The following is a 23,304-nucleotide window of genomic DNA, read 5'->3' as shown; positions in this document are numbered from 1 at the left end:
CAGTGGCTTGTGGTCCGTCCCTCGACCGCAGACAAGGCCCGGCTCGGCGTCATGCGACCGACGCTTCCGCGAGCATGGAAAGGGTTGAGAGCACGAATGGCTTGCGGTCGAGGTTGTAGGCCTCGACGTCGCGCGCCGCATCCCGTGCTTTTTCCCATACCTCCGCCCAGCGTGCAAGGCGACGCAGGGATTGAGATCGCTCGGCCAGCAGGCGTTCGTGCAGCCATTCATCGAGGAAGTCCAGCAACAGGGCGAAGTTCTCCTCGCCCGCCTTGTTGGCGCAGCGGTCCGCCAGGGCATGGGCCGCGGCGACGTCGATCTGCGGCAGCCGCGAGAGCAGACCCTGCAAGGCGCCGTGCAGCGCCACGCCCTCGCCGTCGGCGAGCACGAGCGCGCGGCGAACGCTTCCGCGGGCGAGCGAGGCGCCCGCCTCCAGCGCGCCGGCCGGCAGGTCCGGCCGCGCCGCCCGGGCCGCCGCCACGACGTCGCTCCCGCTCAGCGTGGCGAGGGGGAGCAGGCGGCAGCGGGAACGGATCGTCGGCAGCAGGCGGGCGGGCTGGTGGGAGACGATCAGGAACAGCGTGCGGAGCGGCGGCTCCTCCAGCACCTTGAGCAGGGCGTTGGCGCCCTCCCGCGCCAGGTCCTCGGCACTGTCGATGATCGCGATGCGCCATCCGCCGGCGCCGGCCGTCGAACCGAGGAAGCGCACGACGTCGCGGACGTCGTCGACCCGGATATTGCTGAAGAAACCCTTGGTCTTGTCGTTGGGAAGACGCCGGAGCACGGTGAGGTCGACATGGGAGCGCGAGACGATCTGGCGAACGGCCGGCAGGTCCGGCGCCGTGGCGAGGTCGCGCGCCGCCAGCGTCAGGTGGGGATCGGGATTGGCGAGCACGAATTTCGCCATGCGGTAGGCGAGCGTCGCCTTGCCGATGCCTTCGGGGCCGCCGAGGATCCAGGCATGGTGGATGCGGCCCGACTGGTAGGCGCCGAGCAAGGCCTGTTCCGCTTGGTGCTGGCCGACGAGAATCGCGGTCTCCCGCGGATGCGGCGCATCGGCGAGCTGGTCGCTTTCCAGGCGCTCGCTCATGCCGGCACCTCGGTGCCGGCCAGGCCGAGACGGGAGCGCACCGCCGCGAACACGGCGGCGGCGACGTCGTCCGGGCGGCCGTCGGCGTCGATCACCACGCAGCGGTCCGGCTCGACGTCGGCGATGGCGAGGAAGGCCTCGCGCAGCCTCTCATGGAAGTCGAGGCTCTCGCCTTCGAAACGGTCGGGCGCCTCGCCGCGATTCGCCGCGGCATTGCGCGCCCGGGCCCGCGCCAGGCCGCTCGCGGCGGGCATGTCGAGGATCACGGTCAGATCCGGCCACGTCTCGCCGACGATGACCCGCTCCATCGAACGGATGATGTCCGGCCCGACCTCGCCGAGCACGCCCTGATAGGCCCGCGTCGAATCGACGAAGCGGTCGCAGAGCACCCAGCGCCCGGCGGCGAGCGCCGGACGGATCGTGACCTCGAGATGGTCGTCGCGGGCGGCGTTGAAGAGAATGGTTTCCGCCAGGGGACCGAACTGCCGCGCGCCGCCAGACAGCAGCACCTCCCGAAGCATCTCGGCATGGGGCGAGCCGCCGGGCTCGCGGGTGATGAGCGCATCGACGCCGGCACCGGCGAGATTCTCCGCGAGGCGGCGGATCTGGGTGGACTTGCCGACCCCCTCCCCGCCCTCGAACGTGATAAAGCGCCCTCTCATCGCTTCCTTGGTTCACCCCGTACCAGACCAACTCCAAGTTCGTAGATAGCACCGAATGCGCGCCTGGGAAGACTTCCGATCGGCACATCGGCGGCGGCATGCAGCGGCACCTCCTGCGACACCTGCCCGTCACGCGTGATCTGCAGATGCGCGACGACGTCGCCCTTCCGGATGGGAGCCTCCACCGGTCCGTCATAGACGACTTGCGCCGCCAGGCGTTCGTCCGCCTCCTTGCGGGCGAGGACGCTGACGTCGCGGTCGGCGACCAGCGGCACCTCGGCCGTGTTGCCCCCATACACGGAAGCATGGGCGACGACGACATCTTTCGCGAAGGCGATCTTCGGTTCGAACGAGCCCTCCGCCCATTCGAGGAGCCGCCTGGCCTCCTCGGCCCGCTCGCGGACCGATTGCAGCCCGTGCAGGACCAGGACGAAATGCTGGTTGCCGTGCATGGCGGACACCACCAATCCGTATCCGGCGCCGTCCGAGGCCCCGGTCGAGCCGCCGTCGACGCCGAGCCCCTCGGTGAGCAGGGGATTGCGGTTGGTCTGGCGGATCTTGTTCCAGGTGAACTCCTTCTCGCCATAGATCGCATAGATCGCCGGCTCGTTGTCGCGCAGCCAGGCGAGCAGCGTCGCGAGGTCCCGGGCCGTCGTGGTCTGCTGGGGATCCGAAAAGCCGGTGACGTTGCGAAAGACCGTGTGGCTGAGGCCGATCTCGGCGGCGAGGTCGTTCATGCGCGGCACGAGCCCGTCCAGCTTGCCGGTCATGCCCTCGGAGAGGGCATAGCAGGCGTCGTTGGCGGCCTGCACGATGGCGCCGCGCAGGAGGTCGGAGACCGCGATCCGGCTCTTGACCGGCGCGAACATGGTGGCGCTTCCCGACGGCGCGCCGCCCTTGCGCCAGGTCTCGACCGAAATCGGATAGACGGTGTCGAGCGCGATCTCGTTGCGGCCGAGCGCCCGGCCGACGACGGCCATGGTCATGAGCTTCGCCATGGCGGCGGGTTCGACCGGCCGGTCGGCATTCTTGCTCAGGATGACGCTGCCGCTGGTCTCGTCGATCAGGAAGGCGACGGGCGCCTTGGTGGCGAAAGGCTCGGCGAGGCCGATGGCCGGCGAGAGGAGGACGAAACAGAGCGCGAGCGCCATGCGCCGGGCCGATGTCCGGGGAGGACGATATCGGGCGGGGGGCCTCGTCATCGGCCGCTTGCTCCATTCGGGGCATTCCGGAACATCGCATGCGAAAAAAGGTGACGCGCTCGCGACGGCGGGATAATTCGATGGGCATCATGCCACCGAAACGTAAACCAAATCATCGTTCCATCGTCATCGTCGGGGCAGGTCTGGCCGGGCTCGCCTGTGCGCTCGCCCTGAGGTCACGGGGATGCCGCGTGACCCTCATCGGTCATCCCGGCAATCCCGGCGATACGCGGACCACGGCGCTGCTCGACGGCAGCATCGACGCCCTGGCGAGACTGGGCATCGACATCCCCGACCACGAGGCGGCGGCGCCCCTGCGCGTCATGGCCATCGTCGATGCAACGCAGCGTCTCCTGCGCGCCCGGCCCATCCGGTTCGAGGCGCGCGAGATCGGGCTCGACGCCTTCGGCTGGAACATCCCCAACGGCGCGCTGGCGCAGGCGCTGACGGCGGCTCTCGCCGCCACCGATATCGACCATATCGCCGGCCGGCTCGCGGGCGTCGAGCCCGGCGACGAGGAGGTCGGCCTCACCCTGGATGGCGGCGAGGCCCTGACCGCGGACCTCGTGATCGCCGCCGACGGCCGCAACTCGATCGTGCGCGAGGCCGCCGGCATCGCGACCACGCGCCACGACTACCCGCAGACCGCGCTTGCGGTGAACCTGCGCATCGGCCGCGATCATCGAGAGGTCTCCACGGAATTCCACACCGAGGCCGGCCCCTTCACCCTCGTTCCCCTCCCCGGCCGGCGCGCGAGCCTGGTCTGGGTGATGGCGCCCGATAAGGCCGAAGCCCTCGAGCGGATGACGGACGAAGAGCTCGCCTCGGCCATCGAACGGCAGAGCCACGCTTTGCTCGGCCGGATCGAGATCGACTCGCCGCGCTCGTTCTGGCCGATGACGAGCATCATGGCCGACAGCTATGCCCGCCGCCGTATCGCACTCGTCGGGGAGGCGGCCCATGTGTTTCCTCCCATCGGCGCCCAGGGCTTCAATCTGACGCTGCGTGACATCTCGGCGCTCGCCGATGCCGTCGCCGGTCGGGCCGATCCCGGCTCGGCGCCGGCGCTGGACGCCTATGCCCGCGCCCGATCCTTCGATGCGAGCTCCCGGCGCTCCATGGTCGATCTCCTCAACCGCTCCCTGCTTTCCGGCCAGGTTCCGCTGCAGGGATTGCGGGGCCTCGGCCTCTACGCCCTCGAACGCATCGGGCCGTTGCGCCGGGCGATGATGCGCCAGGGCCTCGCCCGCTCTGTCGAGCATTGAAAACAGCGCCGGCTTGGTGTCAAAGGCGGGCCGGACCCTTTAGCGATGGAAGAGAGCGTGGCTGGCGGCGCAGACGAGACCTCATCGGGACGCCGCTGGCGCTGGCTGAAATACACGGCCGAATACGGAGCGCTGCGCGCCCTCATCGGCTTGCTTCATCTCATGCCGCTCGATTTCGCCTCCTGGCTGATGGGCGTGGTCTGGCGCTCGGTCGCTCCGCGCCTCAAGCGCCATGAGAGGGCGCTGCGCCACCTCGCCATGGCCTATCCCGAAAAGAGCCCGGCCGAGATCGAGGCGATCGCCCGCGAGATGTGGATGCAGCTCGGCCGGACCTTCGCCGAGAACCTGATGCTCAAGCGGCTCTATCGCGCCGGCAGGATCGACGATCGCACCGGCCCCGTGCTCGACTCGCTCAAGGGGGCCGGCAAGGGGATCGTCTTCGTGTCCCTGCATATCGGCAATTGGGAACTGGTGATCACGCCGGCGGCGGCGCGCGGCATCAAGGCCGCCGGCATCTATCAGCGGATCAAGAATCCCAAGGTCGACGATTATGTCTCGCGGGCCCGGCGCGACCGTTATCCGCGCGGCCTCTATCCCAAAGGCGCCGACGTCGCCCGCAAGCTGATGCGCGTGGCCCGCGAGGGCGGCGCCGTGGCCATCCTGGCCGACCTGCGCGACCGGCGCGGCATTTCAGTGCCGTTCTTCGGGCACCCCGCACCCTCTACCAGCTTCCCGGCCCTGCTGTGCCGCAGCAGCGAGGCCATCCTCGTCGCCGCCCGCACGGTCCGTACCGGCGGGGTGCATTTCATGATCGAGGCGCAGGAGATCAAGGTGCCGCGCACCGCGGACCGGGATGCCGACATCGCCGAAGCGACTCGCCGCATCCACGCCTTGTTCGAGCAGTGGGTGCGCGAGCATCCGGAGCAGTGGATGTGGGCCCACCGCCGCTGGGGTTAGGATGTTTTGCTCGAGCGTGCCGCACGGGAATTCGCATTTGTCCGAAAGAAGCTGGTACGCATTTTGCTTCGAATTGTTATATATCGGCCCGAGATGGGCATATGGCCCGGCCGCATTGAAGATTGCCGATGAACAAGCCACGCGAAGCGAAATTCACGATCGGACAGGTTGTCCGGCACCGCATCTACCCGTTCCGTGGCGTTATCTTCGATGTCGATCCGGAATTCGCCAATACCGAGGAATGGTGGCAGTCGATCCCCGAGGACGTCCGCCCGTCCAAGGACCAGCCCTTCTATCACCTGTTCGCCGAGAACGCCGAAACGGAATATGTGGCCTATGTCTCGGAGCAGAACCTGGTGGTGGACGACAGCGGCAAGCCGGTGAGCAACGCGCAGATCGAGCTGATGTTCGACCGCGACAAGAACGGCGTATACAGGCCGAAGCCGGCCGTGCGGCATTAGGCAGCGGGGCGTCGGTCCGCCGCCGCCATCTTCGCTCATGTTTTACCCTGTGCCGGCCTATGGACCGGCACAGGGGTTGACGATCCCGATCAGTTGGCGGGAGCGGCCGGAGCGCTCGGCGCGGCGGGAGCCTGCTGCCCGGCTGCCTTCTCGGCCGCCTGGAAGATGTCCTGGAGCTTCTTCTCATAGGCCTGCTGATTGGCCTGGTAGGTCTGGGCGTCGATGCCCTGGCCGTCGAACACCTTGTCGAAGCCATCGAGGCTGACGGGGAACGCCAGCGCCTGCCCCTGGATGCTGACCACCTGCACGATCAGCTTCTTGCCCTTCTTCATCGCCGCGATATTGCCGTCGGTGAGCGGCATTTCAGCCGCGCAGAATGTGCCGTAGCAGATCTTGTACTTGGCGGTGTCCAGCGTCTGGTCGTCGACGCGAACGCGCGCCCCGACCTGCAGCACCATGCCCGGCAGAACCGAGACGGTAAGGCTGGGCTTGTCGCCCTTCACCTGGTTGAGCTGCACCGTCAGCACCGGCTGGCCATTGGGAGCCCTGAGGTCCCGCAGAGTCTGGCAACCCTGCTTGCCGCTCGGCAGCTGCGCACAGACCTTCGTCCAGTCGGGCTGCGGAAAGGGCGGCGGAGGCGGCTGATTGGTGCCCTGGGCTGCGCCGGGAGCCGCCGCAGGTTGATCCTGGGCGAGCGCCGATGTCGCTCCCGATGCCATCAACGCCGCCGTCAGGCCCGCGATCAGATAATTTCGCATTGTCGGAGTTCCTGTTCCTGAGCGCATCTATTGAGCGGGCTTGGCCGGCGCCGGAGCCGAAGAATTGAGATCGGAGCGAGCCTTTTCGGCCGCCTTCTGCAACTCCTCCTGCAACTTCTTCTGTTCGTCGACCACCGACTGCGGATTGAGCGGCGGGTTGTCGAGAGCCTTGGCGAGCCCGTCGACGCTCAGCGGCAGCACGACCTGCTGGTTCGGAGTCTTCAGGGCGACCGACATCGTATGCGCCTTGCGCAGAGCCGCCAGCTCGGCGTCGCTCAGCTCGATCTGGACGAGGCAACCTTCCGGCGTGCAGACGAGGAACTTGCCGGACAGATAGTGGGCATTGTCGAGGAAGATGCCGGCACCGTTGGGGATCAGCACGCCGACGGGCAGGATCATACGCAGGATCTGCTTCTTGTCGCTGGTCAGCTGGACCACGACGGCGGTCATCAGGGTCTGGCCGGTTTCGGAGCGCAAGGCGCGATTGGTCAGGCAGACTTCCTTCTTGGTCTGCTGGTCGTTCTGGCAGACCTTGATCCACTCCGGCTGCGAGCTGGACAAAGGCGGCGTTATGGCCCCGGCGAGCTGCGGCTCCTCTTCGCCGGCGTCAGGGGCGCGGGCCGCCGATTCGGGCTGCTTGGCCGGCGCCGCCGGCTTGACCGGCGGCTTCTGCTTCTGCTTCGTGGTTGCAGCCGGCTTGGCGGGCTTATCTTGAGCCAGAGCAGGCGTTGCCGCCAGGCAGAGCGCCGCGACGGCGGCAGTCGCAAAGAGGCGAAACGACATCATGCAAGATCCTTGAATCCTTGGTTCCCCAACCCGACAGCGCTGGTAGGCGGCATCTGGCGGCGCTCCGGTGAAGGCCAAATGCCCCCTGCCGCCGAAACCGGCGGCACGAGACAATTTCGGAAAGGTCCATAGCCGAAGCGGCCGCGGGTTTCCAGCCTCGAAAGCGACGTATCGCGTCCATGAGGCCCTGCTGCCGTGCTAAATTCGAATGACGGTTGATTCGATGGTGGGACATGGAATCCCCGAGGAGAAACGAGCAGGTGTCCGTGGCTGTCCGAATGGCCCTGCTGAGTATGGCCGCGCTGGCGGTGCCGGCCGCCCGTGCCGATCCCGTGCCGGCCATCGCGATGCACGGCGCCCCCGCGCTGCCGTCCGGTTTCCAGGCGTTTCCCTATGTCGACGCCGATGCGCCCAAGGGCGGCAGCGTGGCCTATGCGATGCTGGGCACGTTCGACAGCGTCAATCCGTTCATCGTCAACGGCGCACCGTCGCCGAGCACGACGCCTCTGGTCGTCGAGACGCTGATGGCACGTTCGGCGGACGAGCCGTTCACCTTCTACCCTCTCATCGCCACCACGATCGACACCCCGCCGGACCGGTCATGGGCGGAGTTCTCGCTCGATCCGCGCGCGAGGTTCTCGGACGGCGAGCCGATCACCGCGGAGGACCTGAAATTCACGGTGGAACTGCTGACGGCCAAGGGGCGGCCGGGCGCCCGGGCGAATTACGGGCAGATCACGAAGATCGAGATCAAGGACCCGCACCGCATCCGGTTCATCTTCAAGGATGCCGCCAACCGTGAGCTGCCGCTTCTCCTGGCCGGCATGCCCGTCCTGCCGAAACACGCGATCGACCCCGGCACCTTCGACCAGACCACGCTCAAGCCGATGATAGGGTCCGGTCCCTATATGTTCGACGGCATCGATCCCGGCCGCAGCATTTCCTTCCGCAAGGATCCGAACTGGTGGGGCAAGGACCTGCCGTCGAATCGCGGCTTCTTCAATTTCGATCGCATCCGCTACGAATATTATCGCGATCCCTTCACCATGTTCGAGGCCTTCAAGACCCATCAATATGACGTGCGGGCCGAAGGCGAAGCCTCGCGATGGGCGCAGGACTATAATTTTCCGCCGGCGCGGGACGGACGGGTGCTCCGGCAGGAAATCGGCAACGGGCTGCCCAAGCCGATGAATGCCTTCGTGTTCAACACCCGCCGGCCGCTGCTCCGGGATCCGCGCGTGCGCGAGGCCCTCGCCATGCTGTTCGACTTCCAATGGGTCAATCCCAATCTCTATTTGGGGCTGTACAGGCGGCCCTGCGGCTATTTCGACGGATCGATGCTTTCATCCTGCGGCCGGCCGGCGGACGACCGGGAAAAGGCCCTCCTCGCCCCGTTTCCCGATGCCGTGCGGCCGGACGTCATGGCCGGACAGTGGCGCCCTCCGGCCAGCGACGGGACCGGGCGCGACCGCTTCGTCGCCCGCAAGGCGCTCGCTTTGCTCAACGAGGCAGGCTGGCACATCGCCGGCGGTCTCATGCGCAAGGACGGGAGGCCCCTGCGCTTCGAGATCATGGTGCCCGACAAGGCGACCGAGCGCCTCGCCCTCATCTACGCGGACAGCGCGCAGCAGCTCGGCATCGGCGTCAGCGTCCGGCTCGTCGACGATGCGCAATACCAGCAGCGCAAGCAGGTCTATAATTTCGACCTGATGCAGGTCGTCTGGCAAAACTCGCTGTCGCCAGGCTCGGAGCAGTCCTTTCGCTGGGGCTCCTCCAACGTGGACCAGCCGGGAAGTTTCAATTTCGCCGGTGCGGACAGTCCTGCCATCGATGCGATGATCAGCGCTCTGCTGGCGGCCCGAGGCCAGGAGGATTTCGTCGCGGCGGTGCGCGCGCTCGACCGCGTCCTCATTTCCGGCAGCTATGTCATTCCGCTCTTTTATGCACCGAAGATGTGGATTGCGCGGTGGAACGATACCACCCGGCCCGACAAACCGGCTATGGCTGTAGGGGCGTATGGCGATACGCTCGCTTCCGACCCGATTCTCGCTCACGCCAGAGCCCCCGTGACGCCATGATCCCGAACATGCTCCCGCGCACAGGCTCCAAGCGGACTCTCGACCAGATGGTGCGGCACAACGCCCATCGCATCGGGGATAGCCTCGCTTTGGTCGATGCGCCGGATCGCCCGCTCTGGGCCGACGGACCTCCGCGCCGCATGACCTGGCTCCAGGTCGACGCAGCGGTCTCCGCCGTCGCGAGCCGGTTCGTGGAGATGGGCTTGCCGAACGACGCCATCGTCTGCGTGCAGGGCCTCAACAGCACCGATACGCTGATCGGCATTCTCGGCTGCATACGCGCCGGCATGGTGCCGGCGGTCATGCCGGTGACGTTCGAAGCGGATGCGGTGGTCGCCGTGGCCGGGCGGCTCGACGCCAAGGCGATATTGAGCGCGCGCAAGCTCGGCCAGGACCAGCCTCTGCGCATGTTGTGGCACCTTTCCAGGGAATCGCCCGCCGATATCCGCTTCGTCGGGGCTTTCGGGCCGAACCTGCCGAGCGGCATCGTCTCTTTCGAGGATTGCCTCTCCTTCCCGCGCAGCGGGTCGATCACCCGTCTCGCCCGGCTCGACGCGCCCGAGGACGATCTGGCCATCATCACCTTCGACCCCGGTCCGGATTGCACTTTCGCGGTGGCGCGCAGCCATACCGAATGGATCGTGGCCGCCTCCCTCTTCGTCGACGGGCTGGGGCTGTCGCGGAACGCAAGGCTGCTGTCGACGATGATGCCGGTGAGCCTCGCCGGGCTGGCGAGCGGCATGGTGCCCTGGCTTGTCAGCGGATGCCGGCTCGTCCTGCACCAGCCCTTCGATGCGATCGTCCTCGGCGTCCAGATGGCTCGGCACGACATCACCCATGTCGTCCTGCCGGACCCGGTCCTGCAGGCTGCCCTCGCCGATCGGCTCCTCGACGAGAGCACGCTGCAGGCGGTCGCCGGCCTCACGCGGGAACCGCACCGCGCGGTCGTGCTGCCAAGGATGGCGTATACGCCGCGCTACTTCGCGGCGATCGGGGAGATCGGCATCGTGCCGCTCGGCCTGAATCCCGACGGCCGCATGAAGCTGCCCGCGTTCTTCCCCTCGGCCATGAAGGATTCCGCCTTGTCGGACAGCGGCCCCCTGGTCGAAGCCCGCGTGGGCCAGGATGGCCATCTCGGCTTGCGCGGCACGCAGATACCGCCGGCCGCCATCGACATGAGTGTCGGCAACGTGCCCTTCCCGATCTCCGCCGACGGCTGGGTGATGACGCATTATCCGGCCGTGCCGACCGATGACGGCCTGCTCATCACCGGGGAGCGCTTCGCGGCGTCCTCCGCTTCCCGGCGCCCCTCCGCCGAACCGCCCGAAACGATCGGCGGGACGCTGGCCGGTCCCAGGCAGCGCCGCGAATTCGCGCATGAGGAAGCCCTGGCGGGAGCCGCCTGACCTCCGCTTCCCTCACCAGACCTTGCCCCGAGCCGCCACCGGCTCCTTGCCGATCACCGCTTCGCCCCGCACCAGAACGACCTCGTCGAGCATATTCGAGACCACGCAGGCGTGATTCGGCACGATGCGGACCTTGTCGCCCACGGCGAAGCCGACCGGACGCTCGCTGACCAGCCGGCCATGCTCCTCGGAAAGCTGGTCGACGGCGATGTCGGGCCTGCCCAGCACATGGCCGTGCCCGTGCAGGCCGAGCAGGTCGGACGTCAGCACCTTCGAGCCGGCGTCGATGATGGCGCGATGCGGGTCGGGAACCGAAACCACGGTGGCGAGCACGCTCAAGGCGCAGTCGTCGAAGCCGCAAATGCCGCGTTCGACCAGCGAACGGTCGTTATAGACATAGGTGCCGGGCCTGTATTCGGTGACCACGGGCGCCTCATGCGCGCGCCACATGTCGGGCGAACCGCCGCTGGTGATGGTCTCGACCGCCAGGCCCAGCGATTCGATCAGCGATTTGGCCCTGGTCATGAAGGCCTGCACGGCGCCGGTGCCGCCGACGGGCGGATAGGTCATCAGGCCGCCGAAACGCAGGCCCGGCGCCCCGTCGATGCGCAAGGCGAGCTCGGCCGCCGCTTCCGGCGTGGCGACGCCGCAGCGATGCGCTCCGGTGTCGCATTCGACCAGCACCGTCAGCGGCTGGCGCCCGTCCCGCATGGCGGCGGAAAGGCCTTCGACGACCGCCCCGCTGTCGGCGACGACGCTGAGCTTGATCCTTTCCGCGAGGGCCCGCAGATGCGCGTGCTTGGCCGGTCCGACGATGTCATAGGTCAGCAGGACGTCGTCGATCGGCGTGCCCGCCGTCATCGCATCGGCTTCCGACAGCTTCTGGCAGGTGATTCCGACGGCACCGGCGGAAAGCTGGAGGCCGGCCATGCGGGGCAGCTTGTGGGTCTTGATATGCGGGCGGAGCCTGATCCCGTGTTCGTCGCAATAGGCCTGGTAGCGGGCGATGTTGCGGGCGGCGATGTCGAGATCGACCAGGACGGCGGGGGTCTCGACGGAGGGAAAATCGGTGGTTTCCATTGATATTTGCTTTCGTCACAACCGGATGGGCGTCGTGCCGGCGGACCGGACGCGCCCGGTTCAAGCCGCCTTCTTGCTTTCGGCGATCCGCGCCAGGTTCTTCAGGATCACGCCCGTGCCCTTCAGGCGATCGTCGGCGTTCTCGAAGTCGCGCTGGAACATGATGCGCATGTCGGGCCGGACCTTGGCGAAGGAGCCCTGCTCGGCGATATAGCGCACCAGACCGTTCGGATTGGCGAAGCTGTTCTCGCGGAAGGAAATGACGACCCCCTTGGGCCCGGCGTCGACCTTCTCGACATTGGCGCGTCGGCACAGCGCCTTGATCGACATCAGCCGCAGCAACTGGTCGACTTCCGGCGGCCGCTCGCCGAAACGGTCGACGAGTTCGGCACCGAAGGCGCCGATCTCGCTGTCCGTGTCCAGGGAGGAGAGCTGGCGGTAGAGGTTCAGCCGCAGCTGCAGGTCCGGCACATAGTCCTCCGGGATCATCACCGGCGTGCCGATGGTGATCTGCGGCGACCATTGTTCCTCGACCTCGGCTTCGACGCCGCCATCCTTCAGCGCCGCGACGGCTTCCTCCAGCATCTGCTGGTAGAGCTCGTAGCCCACTTCCTTGATATGGCCCGACTGCTCGTCGCCGAGCAGGTTGCCCGCGCCGCGGATGTCGAGATCATGGGAGGCGAGCTGGAAGCCGGCTCCGAGCGTGTCGAGCGACTGCAGCACCTTGAGCCGCCGCTCGGCGCCGGGGGTGACGGTGCGGTTCGCCGGCAGCGTGAACAGGGCATAGGCCCGCGTCTTCGACCGCCCCACCCGCCCGCGCAGCTGGTAGAGCTGGGCGAGGCCGAACATGTCGGCCCGCCAGACGATCAGCGTGTTGGCCGTGGGAATGTCGAGGCCGGATTCGACGATCGTGGTCGAGAGCAGGATGTCATATTTGCCCTCGTAGAAGGCGGTCATCACGTCTTCGAGCTGCCCGGCCGCCATCTGACCGTGGCCGATCACCACCTTGGCCTCGGGGGCATATTCGTTGAGGAAGGCCTTGGCGTCGGCGATGTCCTCGATGCGCGGCACCACGAAGAAGCTCTGGCCGCCGCGATAACGCTCCCGCATCAGCGCTTCGCGCAGCACCACCGGATCGAAGGGCGTGATGAAGGTGCGCACGGCGAGGCGGTCGACCGGCGGCGTGGCGATGATGGAAAGCTCGCGCACGCCGGTGAGCGCCAGCTGCAGCGTGCGCGGGATCGGCGTCGCCGATAGCGTCAGCACATGCACCTCCGCCCGCAACTGCTTCAGCCGCTCCTTGTGGCCGACGCCGAAATGCTGCTCCTCGTCGATGATCAGCAGGCCGAGATCGCGGAAGGAGATGGTCTTGGCCAGAAGCGCATGGGTGCCCACGACGATGTCGATATCGCCCGAGGTGAGGCCGGCCTTGGTCGCCCGGGCCTGGTCGGCCGGCACGAAACGCGACAATTGCGCGACCTTGACCGGCAGGCCCTTGAAGCGGTCGGCAAAGGTCTTGGTATGCTGGCGTGCGAGCAGCGTCGTCGGCACGATCACGGCCACCTGCCGTCCCGACAGGGCGCAGGCGAAGGCGGCGCGCAGGGCCACCTCGGTCTTGCCGAAGCCGACATCGCCGCAGACGAGCCGGTCCATCGGCCGGCCCGACGCCATGTCCTCCAGGACGGCATCGATCGCCATCTGCTGGTCTTCGGTCTCGGTATAGGGGAATCTCGCCGCGAATTCGTCATAGATGCCCTGGGGAGGCACCAGCCGGGGGGCCTCGCGCATGGCGCGCGCCGCGGCAACCTTGATCAGCTCACCCGCCATCTCGCGGATGCGCTTCTTCATGCGCGCCTTGCGTTCCTGCCAGCCGCGGCCGCCGAGCCGGTCGAGCTGCGCCTCGGTCTCCTCCGAGCCGTAGCGCGACAGCAGCTCGAGATTCTCGACCGGCAGAAACAGCTTGTCGCCGCCGGCGTAATGGATCTCGAGACAATCATGCGGCGCGCCGACGGCGGTGACCGTCTGCAGGCCGACGAAGCGGCCGATGCCGTGCTCGACATGCACGACCACGTCGCCGGGCGAGAGCGTGGCGATCTCGCTCAGGAAATCCTGCGCCCGCTTGCGCTTGGCGGACCGGCGGACGAGCCGGTCGCCCAGGATGTCCTGTTCGGACACGATGGCGATGGTGCCGGTCTCGAAGCCCGTTTCGAGCGGCAGGATGCCGAGAGCGACCTCGTTCTTCGGCAGAGCGAGAGCGCGGGCGTAATCCGGCACCGGCTTGGCCTGGGTCAGGCCATGGTCCGCGAGCACGGCCCCGAGCCGCTCGCGCGAGCCGTCGGTCCAGCCGGCGACGATCACCCGCAGGCCGGCGGCCTGCCTGTCGCGGATATGGCGCACGACGGCGTCGAACACGTTGGTGTCCTCGGCGGCTCGCTCCGCCGCGAAGCTGCGTCCCTGCCTGCCGCCGCAATCGACGATGTCGCGTCCCTGCGCGTCGGGCAGGGCGAAGGGCGAGAAGCGCACCACCGCCCCCTCATCGAGGCGGCGCCGCCATTCGGCGGGGGCGACATACAGCCTGTCCGGGGCAAGAGGTTTGTAGGGAACGCCCTCCCCCGTCTTGCCCAGGCCCTCGCGCCGCGCGTCGTAGTAATCCTTGATCTGCGCCAGCCTCTCGCCCGCGGCATCCTCGGCAAGCGCGTCGAGCGCGACCGGGACCTCGGGCAGATAGTCGAACAGCGTGTCGAGCTTGGTATGAAAGAGCGGCAGCCAGTGCTCGAACCCGGGATAGCGGCGCCCTTCGGAGATCGCCTCGTAAAGGGGATCGCCGCGGGTCTGCGCGCCGAACTCGATGAGATAGGCCTGCCGGAAGCGCTTGATCGTCTCGGTGGTGAGCTGGACCTCGCTCATCGGAACGAGGTCGAGGACGCGCAGCTGCGCCGAGGAACGCTGGGTTTCCGGGTCGAAGGCGCGGATCGATTCGAGCGTATCGCCGAAGAAATCGAGGCGCACCGGCTGGCCCAGCCCCGGCGGATAGAGATCGAGGATGCCGCCGCGCACCGCGTATTCGCCGGTCTCCCTCACGGTGGAGGATCGCAGATAGCCGTTGTTCTCCAGCCAGGCCGCCAGCCTGTCCATGTTGACGGCGTTGCCGGGCGCGGCCGAAAGCGACTGGGCGGCGACGAGGTCGCGCGCGGGAATGCGCTGCAGGACGGCATTGACCGTGGTGAGCACGATGCGCGGGCGATCGCCGCCGCGGGTGGTCGCCAGCCGCGACAGCGCCGTCACCCGCCGCGCGATCACCGCCCCGTTGGGCGAGACGCGGTCATAAGGCTGGCAATCCCAGGCCGGAAAGGTCAGGACGTCGATTTCGGGCGCGAAGAAATGCAGGGCCGCTTCCAGGCTGGCGGAACGCGCGCCGTCGCGCGCCACGTGCAGCACCGTGGCGGGCCGATCGCGCGTCTGACGCGCCAATCCGCGCGCGAGATCGGCGAGTACCAGTCCATCGAGGCCGTCCGCGCAGTTGGAAAAGGTAATTTGGCCGCCCTGGGCGAGCCGGTCGGCGGCTTTCATGCAAACATCGGCTTCATGGACGAGTGGAAATCGCGCAGCTTCCGGAACAGCGGCATGTCGAACTCGGCGCTGACCGGCTCCGCGCCGGTGATCCAGCTATAGAGATCGTGATCCTGCGCATCAATCAGCATTTCGAAGGCATCGAGATCGCTGTCGGGGAGGTCGACGATCACCGCGTCGCAGAACCGGCCCATGATCAGGTCCATCTCGCGGAAGCCGCGATGCCACGCCCTGTAGACGATCCGCCGCCGCCGCGCGTCGAGTTCATCCGATGTTCGTATCGTTCCGGACATGGTCCTGCATCCTGCCGCGCCGTTGTATAGAATTTTCATCGGGCGGAGGAAACCGCTTTTGCGGCCTATCTGCGCCTCGCCGCTCGCCGCCTCGCCCTGGGGCAGGCTGCGGCACCGTCGTTCCGGTGGTTGCATGCGGCCGCGCAGCCGGACAAGACTGCCTTCGAGGTTTTCATGCGTCCGGCGATTCTGACTCCCCTCTTCGCGTCCGTCTCGTCCCTGTCGGGGGTGGGGCCGAAACTGGTCAAGGTGCTGACCCGTCTTCTCGGCGGCGCCGAGCCCATGGGCGCGCGCGTGCTCGACGTGCTCTTCCATGTCCCGGCCGGCGTGCTCGACAGGCGCCGGCGCCCCAAGCTCGCCGAGGCACCGCTCGACGTGCTGGTGATGGTCGAGGTCACGGTCGAGCGGCATCGCGCCAGCGGCGGCAAGGGTCCCTATCGCGTCTACTGCTTCGACGACACCGGCGACATCACGCTCGCCTTCTTCGCGCCGCAGACGACCTGGATCGAACGCGCGCTGCCGGTGGGCGAGAAACGCTGGGTCAGCGGCAAGATCGAATTGTTCGACGGCATGCGCCAGATGGTGCATCCCGACCGCATCGTCGACGAGGAGGGCCTCGCGATCCTGCCGCTCGTCGAGCCGGTCTATCCGCTCACCGAAGGGCTGTTTCCCCGGCAGATCCAGAAGGTCGCGCAGGCCGCCGTCGCCAAGCTTCCAGACCTGCCGGAGTGGCAGGACGCCGCCTGGCTCAAGGCGCAGTCCTGGCCGGGCTTCCGCCAGGCGCTCACCGACCTCCATACCCCGGAGACGCCGGAAGCCGTCGCGCTCGATGCGCCGGCCAGACAGCGCCTCGCCTATGACGAGCTTCTCGCTTCCCAACTCGCGCTCGGCATGATCCGCGCCCGGAACAGGGCCATGCCCGGCCTCGCCGTGGCCGGCACGGGCGCCGTGTCGGCAAAGATCGAAGCCGCCCTGCCCTTCAGCCTCACGGCGAGCCAGGCGGCCGCCCTGGCGGAGATCAGGGCGGACATTGCGAGCCCCAACCGCATGCTGCGCCTGCTCCAGGGCGATGTCGGCTCCGGCAAGACGGTGGTCGCCCTGCTGGCCATGGCGACCATGGTCGAAGGGGGGCGGCAGGCCGCCCTGATGGCGCCGACCGAGATCCTGGCGCGTCAGCATCTGGCCAGCATCGAACCGCTGGCCGCCGCCGCGGGCCTGCGTGTCGGCCTGATCACCGGCAAGGACAAGCCGCGCGAACGGGCACGCCTGCAGGCCGAGCTCAAGGAGGGGCGCATCGACATCGTCGTCGGTACGCATGCCCTGTTCCAGGACGAGGTGGAATTTCACGACCTGGGCCTCGCCATCGTCGACGAGCAGCATCGTTTCGGCGTGCACCAGCGCCTGGCCCTCAGCCGCAAGAACGCCGCCGTCGACGTCCTGGTGATGACGGCGACGCCGATCCCGCGCAGCCTGGTGCTGACCTATTTCGGCGACATGGATGCCTCCTCGCTGCGCGAGAAGCCGCCCGGGCGCAAGCCCGTCGACACACGGCTCGTCTCGCTGGAACGGATCGGCGAAGTGGTCGGCGCGGTCGGCCGTCTCCTGCAGTCGGGCGCCCAGGCCTATTGGGTCTGCCCGCTGATCGCCGAATCCGAGACGCTCGACGTCGCCGCGGCGGAAGACCGCTTCCGCGATCTCGCCGGCATGTTCGGCGACCGGGTCGGCCTCCTGCACGGGCAGATGAAGAGCGCCGACAAGGATGCCGTGATGGCCCGCTTCGTTGCGGGCGACATCCGCGTGCTGGTGGCGACCACGGTGATCGAGGTTGGCGTCAACGTGCCCGCCGCCACCGTGATGGTCGTCGAGCACGCCGAGCGCTTCGGCCTTGCCCAGTTGCACCAGCTGCGCGGCCGCATCGGCCGCGGCTCCGAAAAATCGGTCTGCCTGCTGCTCTACAAGGGGCCGCTGGGCGAGGTCGCCAGGAAGCGCCTCGAAATCATGCGCGAGACGGAGGACGGCTTCCGCATCGCCGAGGAGGACCTCAGGCTGCGCGGCGAGGGCGACCTGCTGGGCACGCGCCAATCGGGCCTTCCGGGGTTCCGCATCGCCGATTTCGAGCCCCATGGCCACCTGCTGCCGGCTGCCCATGACGATGCGAGGCTGATCCTGGCGCGCGATGCCGGCCTGACGAGCCCGCGCGGCGAGGCCCTGCGCACCCTGCTCTATCTGTTCGAACGCGACGAAGCCGTGCGCCTCCTGCGTTCGGGCTAAGCGGAATTTTCGGGTCCATCCAACGGATGGAGCCTAAAATGCTGCGTCCTTCAGGAGTCTTGCAGAGAGTCACCGGCGTTCTCGCCCGTGACTCTCAGCTTGGCATTGCGGTTGGTGTTTGTTCTTGAGATGGGCTTGATGGAAACGCGCCTTCTTATCGCTCCTGAGCCGCTGAGATTTCCTGATCGAGAAACGCCGTCCGCTTCTGCTCCGGCGTGCGTGGCGCCATGACAGAACGCCTTGGCAGCACTCGCGATGTTCAACAGGCTGGTCGCCGAGAGCTTTACCGTGCTCGCCGTGAGAGGCGGGCCGTCCCAGGCAGCGGCAAAATTTGCCGATCAACATAGGCTTGGGCTTCGGGCTGGAGACGCGCTGCACCTCGCTATCGCATCAGAGCATGGCGCCACGGTGCACACGCTGGACCAGCGGCTCGCCGAGGTCGGTCCGGCGCTCGGCGTGCCGACACAGTTGCTGGCATGAGCCGGGCCGCCTCCTTCTCCACGAAGCGCCGCCGGCGGCTCCATGTCGGGTGACCGGACCGACGAGCAGAACGATGCGATCGTCGCGGCGAATGGCGGCCTCCGTTGGAGGCGCATGTCTGCCTGACGTGCCCCAGCGACCAGGCAAGCTTCTTATAGTGGCAGTGGCCCCGCAGCGGTCCTTCGTGCATCCCGGACACGTCCCGAAAGCTGCTGCTCCCGACGAGAAGTCGGGACAGTCACGACCGGCGGCCTGACTTTCCACCGGCTGGCCACCTCTTTTCCGTCAGACCGCAACACGCTCCGAGGCCTCCTTGATCGTCGGCTTGGCGGATTCCGGCTGGATCAGCCCGGCCGAGATCACCAGCTTCGTCGCTTCCTCGATGCTGATCGACAATTCGATCACCTTCGACTTCGGCAGCAGGAAGAAGAAACCGGTGGTCGGGTTCGGTGCGCATGGCATGAAGACCGAGACCCATCCCTCCCTGTCGCTGCCCGGCAGCCTTTCCTCGATCACCGGGCTCGGCTCGGAGGAAATGAAGACGATCGACCAGGCGCCCGCGGGGAACTCCACCAGGCCGGCCTTGCGGAACGAGGTGCCCGACTGGGAGAAGATCGTGGAGAAGACCTGTTTCAGGGCTTTGTAGATGCCCCGTACCACAGGCGTGCGGTCGAGCAGGTTCTCGCCGAAGCGCACCAGCGTGCGGCCGACGAGATTGGCGGTGAAGAAGCCGACCAGCGTCAGGCCGACAAAGGCGACGACGAGACCGAAGCCCGGAATCTGGAAGGGAAGATAGGTCTCGGGCAAATAGCGGGCGGGGATGAAGGGCGTCACCCAGCCGTCGACCCATTTGACGAATGTCCAGGTCAGATAGACCGTGATCGCGACGGGGCCCGCCACCACGAGGCCGGTGAGGAAATAATGATGCAGGCCGCCCAGCCGGCTCGTGCGCTGCGGCGGGCCGGCCGGCATGATGGCAGGGGATGTCGTCTCTCGCACCATGCCGGATATCTAGCATGGAGCATGCCGGTCCTGTCGATGCAAATTTAGGCACGCGGCGCTCAAACGAGAGTCATATTCCTCATATGAAAGATAAATTATATCTTATATATATTTGAAATATATAGATTATTTAATTTTCTATATCAAAGGCGGGGCGGCAAACGGCATCGTACCGCCGCCGGATCCGGCGCTTCGGTCCCGAATGGAGACGAAGGTGCCTGCCGTTTCCTGCGCCGCCTCAGGAAAGGACGCGAATCTGCGGCTTCAGCGCCAGTTCCGCCGCGATGACCACCGGACAATTGAGCGGGGTCGCCGCGACGCCCATGGCGGTTCGAGCGTGCCGGCCGCGGTCTTCCCCGAAGAGCTCGACGATGAGCCTCGACGCTCCGTTGACCACATTGGTGGTGCGGTCGAAGCCGGGGGCCGCGAGGACGTAGCCCTCCACCCGCAGCCATGCCGCAATGCGGTCGAGATCGCCGATCGCCCGCCGGAGGCTGCCGAGCACGGACAGGGTGGCGAGGCGGGCCGCGTCGGCCGCCTGTTCCGGACTGACCTCGTCGCCGACCTTGCCGAAGGGACCGACGACGCTGCCGTCCGGCGCCTGCGGCCCATGCCCGGACACGTAGACCCGATCGCCGAACACGCGCACCCACGCGAAATCGAGCACGATGCCGAAGGGTACCTTCGCCGTCTCCGGCAGGATCAGGCCGAGTTCTTCGATGCGCTTTTCGATCTGCATGATGCCGTTTCTCCGCGGTTGCCGCCGTTCCGTCCCAGACGGCGATATGGCCGATCGGTCGCCGCCTGTCGAGCCAGCCCGCGGGCAAGGATCAGCGTCGAGGTCCGGCCTACTTCACCGCGCCCTGGGTGATGCCAGCGATGAAGTGGCGCGACAGGGCGATATAGACCAGGGTGATCGGCAGCGCGGCCAGCGAGAGGCCGGTGAACAGGACGCCCCAATTGGTCGTGAATTCGCCCATGAAGACGGTGAGGCCCTGCGGCAGGGTCTTGCGATCGTCGGAGGTGATCAGGATCAGCGGGAAGAAGAAATCGTTCCAGATCGGCACGGCGTTCTGGATGGCGACGATCACCAGGGCCGGCCGGGCCAAAGGCAGCATGACGTACAGCATGATGCGCCACTCGCTGGCGCCGTCGAGCCGGGCGGATTCCTCCAGCTCGCGCGGCAGGGAGCGCAGGAATCCGGTCATGATGAAGATGGCCGAAGGGATTCCCATCGCCACATAGACCAGCACCAGCCCGGCATAGGTGTCGATGAGGTGGAGCGTATCGAGCTGGATGAACAGCGGGATGATGGCAAGCTTCAGCGGCACGGTCATGCCGCTGAGGAAGAACATCAGCACCGCCCCGCTGAAGCGGAACTCGTAGCGGGCGATGGCATAGGCCGCCATCGTGCCGACCACCACGATCACGGCGATCGAGGCGACCGTCACGCCCACCGAATTGGCGAGATAGCGCACGAAATTGGTTTCGTTCCAGACCTTTTCGATATTGGCGGGCGACAAGCTCCTCGGCAGGGCGAAGGGCGAGGTGAAGATCTCGGCGTTGGTCTTGAACGAGGACATCAGCATCACGAACAGCGGGTAGAGCATGATGAACGCATTCAGCACGAGCACGGCCTGGATGGCGCCGTCGCCGAGCGAGAAGCCCCGCTTCCTGGCCGAAGGCGGGCCGTGCGTGGCCGCGTCGCGGTCGGCGAGCGTCATAGGTCCGCCTCCCGGCGCCGCAGAATGCGCAGCGCCATCCAGGTCACGCCCGCGATCAGGATGAACATCAGCACGGCGAGCGCGCTGCCCTGGCCGAAATCCTGGATGCCGGTCGTCGTGCTGCCGAAGGCGGTGCGGTAGAAATAGAGCCCCAGCACGTCGGTCGACCCTCCCGGCGAACCGGTGAGGCCCGCCATGATGTAGGGCAGCTCGAACCAGTTGAAGCTGCCGATGAAGGTCAGGATGTAGATGATCGTCACGCTCGGGGCGATCAGCGGCCAGATGATCTGCGTCAGCAGCTTGAAATCGCCGGCGCCGTCGAGGCGCGCCGCCTCCAGCACTTCCTTGTCGATGCGCTGCATGCCGGCCAGGAGCACGAGCGTCGGAAAGCCGAGCCAGTGCCAGATATTGGCGAGGATGATGCTGCCGAGCGCCGTCGATTCATCGCCGAGCCAGGCATGCGCACCGATGCCGACCAGCGCCAGGCTCTGGTTGACGAGCCCGAACAGCGGATGGAGCAGCAATTTCCACAGGAAGCCGACGACCACGGCGGAAAGCACCACGGGCAGGAACACGATGACCTGGTGGACGCGGTGGCCCGGAAGCGCTTTCAGGAGGGCGAATGCCAGCAGGAAGGCGGTGCCGTTCTCGAACACCATCAGCGCCAGGAAGACGACGACGTTGTGGAACAGGGCGTTGTAGGTCCAATCGCTGAAGGGATGCTCAATCAGCACCTGGCGGAAATTCTCCAGTCCGGCGAAGCCCGCCGGCCGCAGGCCGTTGAAGCTGTAGAAGGACAGCCGCAGCGCCGACAGCAGCGGCCAGACGACGAAGGCGGTCATGATCAAGGCTGCCGGCGCCAGCAGGAAGGCGATCCACAGCGTGCGCCGCCGCGGCAGGAATGAGCGGCGGCGGCGGGACGGCATCGTCACTTGCCCTGGAACGGCGCGTACCATTTGGCGATGCCGGCCGTGAGGTCGGCGGCAAGCTGGTCGGGCGTGATGGCACCGGCCATCATCCTCGTGATGTCGCCCTGCAGGAGTTCCGAGCCCGTCGGCTTCTGGAAGCGGAAATAGACGACGTTGATATGCGGCATGGCCGTGCGGTTCAGCGCCGCCACCTCGGCCAGCATCGGATCCTTGATCTCGACGCCCTTGATCGGCGAGATGTCGCCCAGCAGGGCCGAAAGCTTGTCGCCGAACGCCTTGGTGCCCATGTAGTTCACGAGTTTCAGTGCGGCTTCCCTGTTGGGTGATGCGGCGTTCACGGCATAGCCGCCGTCATAGAATTTCGTGACATAGGCCGGCGCTCCGGCCTTCGGGGCCGGCGGGGCGACGAAGGCCATGTCGATGCCGGGATCCTCCGACCTGTAGGTCGAGATGTCGAAGCTGCCGCCCGCCAGCATCGCCGCCCGGCCGGTGAGGAAGAGCTGGCCGGCGGTGTCGTAGTCCACGCCCTCATAGCCTGTCGGCATGTCGTCGCGCAGTTCGAGCAGCTTGCCGAGCGCCGCGACGTAACGCGGATCCTTGAAGGTGGTCTTGCCCGAGGTGAGGTCGCCGACGAAGTCCGGCCCGAGGAAGGGATTGGTGAAGATGGCGACGAACATCTCATTGAACCAGCTCGTGCCGAGCCCGTTCGCAAGGGGGATGATGCCCTTGTCCTTCAGCGCCTTGCCGACGGCGAGGAACTCGTCCCATGTCTTCGGGGGCGTCAGGCCGGCCTTGGCGAAGACGTCCTTGTTGATGAACAGACCGAGGGTCTGCGAGGCGAAGGGCAGCGAATAGAGCCTGCCGTCGGCGCGGTAGGTCCCCGCGACCAGGGCATCGGCCGGCATGTTGTCGATGGACGGCACGCTGGCCCTGTCGAGCGGCACGAAATAGCCGGCCTTGGCGAACTGCTCCAGCCAGCCATAGGCATGGGTATGGATGACGTCGCCGCCACGGCCGGCCGCCAGCGCGGTGGAGACGATGGTCGGGTAGTTCTCGTCGGGAAAGGACTCGAACTTGACGGTGATGTCCGGGTTCAGCTTGGTGAAATCGGAGAAGATCTCCGTATAGGCGGCCTTGTCCTCCTGGCGCCAGGTCCAGAAGGAAATCTCGGTCGCCAGCGCGACCGACGCGGCCAATCCCCAGGCGGCGATCGCCGACCCGATCGTCAATCCGATGCGTCTGGTGTTCATCCCGGTCATCCCCTCGCACGCGTTGGTGCTTATTGGTGAG

19 protein-coding genes and 1 pseudogene are annotated in these 23,304 nt (G+C 67.0%); 7 read left to right on the top strand and 13 right to left on the bottom strand.

All coding sequences use genetic code 11. The features are described 5' to 3' along the window. Positions 1 to 49 precede the first annotated feature (49 nt). Genes J3R73_RS13600 through J3R73_RS13590 form a run of 3 tightly spaced genes read right to left on the bottom strand, consistent with a single transcriptional unit; the run spans position 50 to position 2,903 of the window. On the bottom strand, positions 50 to 1,090 hold the full coding sequence (locus tag J3R73_RS13600) for a DNA polymerase III subunit delta' (RefSeq protein ID WP_307427633.1): 1,041 nt from the start codon (positions 1,088 to 1,090) through the stop codon (positions 50 to 52). Then, positions 1,087 to 1,752 carry a dTMP kinase gene (gene tmk / locus J3R73_RS13595; RefSeq protein WP_307427632.1) on the bottom strand — a complete coding sequence of 222 codons (666 nt, stop codon included), beginning with the start codon at positions 1,750 to 1,752 and terminating at the stop codon, positions 1,087 to 1,089. Before tmk ends, J3R73_RS13600 begins: the two co-directional genes overlap by 4 nt. Next, the gene (locus J3R73_RS13590) at positions 1,749 to 2,903 is read right to left on the bottom strand and encodes a D-alanyl-D-alanine carboxypeptidase family protein (protein WP_307427631.1); all 1,155 of its coding nucleotides are present in this window, start codon (positions 2,901 to 2,903) and stop codon (positions 1,749 to 1,751) included. Before J3R73_RS13590 ends, tmk begins: the two co-directional genes overlap by 4 nt. A gap of 131 nt (positions 2,904 to 3,034) precedes the next feature. Here J3R73_RS13590 and J3R73_RS13585 point away from each other — a divergent pair, with 131 nt between their 5' ends. From J3R73_RS13585 to hspQ, 3 genes are all read left to right on the top strand, one after another. Next, positions 3,035 to 4,219, top strand: a complete 1,185-nt coding sequence (locus tag J3R73_RS13585) for a UbiH/UbiF family hydroxylase (protein WP_307427629.1) — start codon at positions 3,035 to 3,037, stop codon at positions 4,217 to 4,219. A 57-nt stretch (positions 4,220 to 4,276) separates the two neighbouring features. Beyond that, positions 4,277 to 5,176, top strand: a complete 900-nt coding sequence (locus J3R73_RS13580) for a lysophospholipid acyltransferase family protein (protein WP_307427627.1) — start codon at positions 4,277 to 4,279, stop codon at positions 5,174 to 5,176. Between the two features lie 128 nt (positions 5,177 to 5,304). Continuing rightward, positions 5,305 to 5,637: a heat shock protein HspQ gene (gene hspQ, locus J3R73_RS13575; RefSeq protein WP_307427624.1), complete on the top strand. Its 333-nt coding sequence runs from the start codon at positions 5,305 to 5,307 to the stop codon at positions 5,635 to 5,637. A gap of 89 nt (positions 5,638 to 5,726) precedes the next feature. Here hspQ and J3R73_RS13570 read toward each other — a convergent pair whose 3' ends face one another. Both J3R73_RS13570 and J3R73_RS13565 read right to left on the bottom strand, forming a co-directional pair. After that, complete coding sequence (locus tag J3R73_RS13570; protein ID WP_307427621.1) at positions 5,727 to 6,395, bottom strand: invasion associated locus B family protein; 669 nt, start codon at positions 6,393 to 6,395, stop codon at positions 5,727 to 5,729. 27 nt (positions 6,396 to 6,422) lie between these two features. Then, positions 6,423 to 7,181 (bottom strand): invasion associated locus B family protein, encoded by a 759-nt coding sequence (locus J3R73_RS13565; protein WP_307427618.1) that lies wholly within the window; start codon positions 7,179 to 7,181, stop codon positions 6,423 to 6,425. Positions 7,182 to 7,459: 278 nt separating this feature from the next. Between J3R73_RS13565 and J3R73_RS13560 the strand changes: the two genes are divergently transcribed. Next, positions 7,460 to 9,259 carry an extracellular solute-binding protein gene (locus J3R73_RS13560; RefSeq protein ID WP_307427616.1) on the top strand — a complete coding sequence of 600 codons (1,800 nt, stop codon included), beginning with the start codon at positions 7,460 to 7,462 and terminating at the stop codon, positions 9,257 to 9,259. 8 nt (positions 9,260 to 9,267) lie between these two features. Next, positions 9,268 to 10,665: an AMP-binding protein gene (locus tag J3R73_RS13555; RefSeq protein WP_307427613.1), complete on the top strand. Its 1,398-nt coding sequence runs from the start codon at positions 9,268 to 9,270 to the stop codon at positions 10,663 to 10,665. Positions 10,666 to 10,677: 12 nt separating this feature from the next. Here J3R73_RS13555 and J3R73_RS13550 read toward each other — a convergent pair whose 3' ends face one another. The 3 genes from J3R73_RS13550 to J3R73_RS13540 are packed head-to-tail and all read right to left on the bottom strand — an operon-like array spanning position 10,678 to position 15,923. Beyond that, positions 10,678 to 11,745 (bottom strand): D-TA family PLP-dependent enzyme, encoded by a 1,068-nt coding sequence (locus tag J3R73_RS13550; protein ID WP_307427611.1) that lies wholly within the window; start codon positions 11,743 to 11,745, stop codon positions 10,678 to 10,680. Between the two features lie 60 nt (positions 11,746 to 11,805). Then, positions 11,806 to 15,315 (bottom strand): transcription-repair coupling factor, encoded by a 3,510-nt coding sequence (gene mfd / locus J3R73_RS13545; RefSeq protein WP_307427609.1) that lies wholly within the window; start codon positions 15,313 to 15,315, stop codon positions 11,806 to 11,808. Next, complete coding sequence (locus tag J3R73_RS13540; protein ID WP_307427606.1) at positions 15,312 to 15,923, bottom strand: FAD assembly factor SdhE; 612 nt, start codon at positions 15,921 to 15,923, stop codon at positions 15,312 to 15,314. The genes mfd and J3R73_RS13540 overlap by 4 nt, the downstream gene beginning before the upstream one ends. Here J3R73_RS13540 and recG point away from each other — a divergent pair. Both recG and J3R73_RS13530 read left to right on the top strand, forming a co-directional pair. Then, positions 15,837 to 17,879 carry an ATP-dependent DNA helicase RecG gene (gene recG / locus J3R73_RS13535; protein ID WP_307427604.1) on the top strand — a complete coding sequence of 681 codons (2,043 nt, stop codon included), beginning with the start codon at positions 15,837 to 15,839 and terminating at the stop codon, positions 17,877 to 17,879. The two genes, J3R73_RS13540 and recG, sit on opposite strands and share 87 nt — an antisense overlap. 243 nt (positions 17,880 to 18,122) lie before the next feature. Continuing rightward, positions 18,123 to 18,359: pseudogene (locus J3R73_RS13530) on the top strand (type II toxin-antitoxin system VapC family toxin); the annotation flags it as partial. 285 nt (positions 18,360 to 18,644) lie between these two features. Here J3R73_RS13530 and J3R73_RS13525 read toward each other — a convergent pair. The 5 genes from J3R73_RS13525 to J3R73_RS13505 all read right to left on the bottom strand — a co-directional run bounded on the left by J3R73_RS13525 (position 18,645) and on the right by J3R73_RS13505 (position 23,264). After that, positions 18,645 to 19,361, bottom strand: coding sequence for a DUF502 domain-containing protein (locus J3R73_RS13525; protein WP_370879905.1), 717 nt, complete (start codon positions 19,359 to 19,361; stop codon positions 18,645 to 18,647). Positions 19,362 to 19,599: 238 nt separating this feature from the next. Beyond that, a complete protein-coding gene (locus J3R73_RS13520) occupies positions 19,600 to 20,100 on the bottom strand; it encodes a RidA family protein (RefSeq protein WP_307427602.1) in 501 nt (166 codons plus the stop codon). Between the two features lie 109 nt (positions 20,101 to 20,209). Continuing rightward, on the bottom strand, positions 20,210 to 21,085 hold the full coding sequence (locus tag J3R73_RS13515; protein WP_307427599.1) for a carbohydrate ABC transporter permease: 876 nt from the start codon (positions 21,083 to 21,085) through the stop codon (positions 20,210 to 20,212). After that, positions 21,082 to 22,011: a carbohydrate ABC transporter permease gene (locus J3R73_RS13510; protein WP_307427596.1), complete on the bottom strand. Its 930-nt coding sequence runs from the start codon at positions 22,009 to 22,011 to the stop codon at positions 21,082 to 21,084. The genes J3R73_RS13515 and J3R73_RS13510 overlap by 4 nt, the downstream gene beginning before the upstream one ends. 2 nt (positions 22,012 to 22,013) lie before the next feature. Further along, entirely contained in the window at positions 22,014 to 23,264 is a 1,251-nt protein-coding gene (locus J3R73_RS13505; RefSeq protein ID WP_307427594.1) for an extracellular solute-binding protein, read from the bottom strand. Between the last annotated feature and the right edge of the window lie 40 nt (positions 23,265 to 23,304).

It is taken from the genome of Labrys monachus (assembly GCF_030814655.1).
In the GTDB taxonomy this organism is placed as follows: Bacteria; Pseudomonadota; Alphaproteobacteria; order Rhizobiales; family Labraceae; genus Labrys; species Labrys monacha.
The sequence above is the reverse complement of the archived record's forward strand: the minus strand, read 5'-3'. Positions and strand labels throughout refer to the sequence as shown.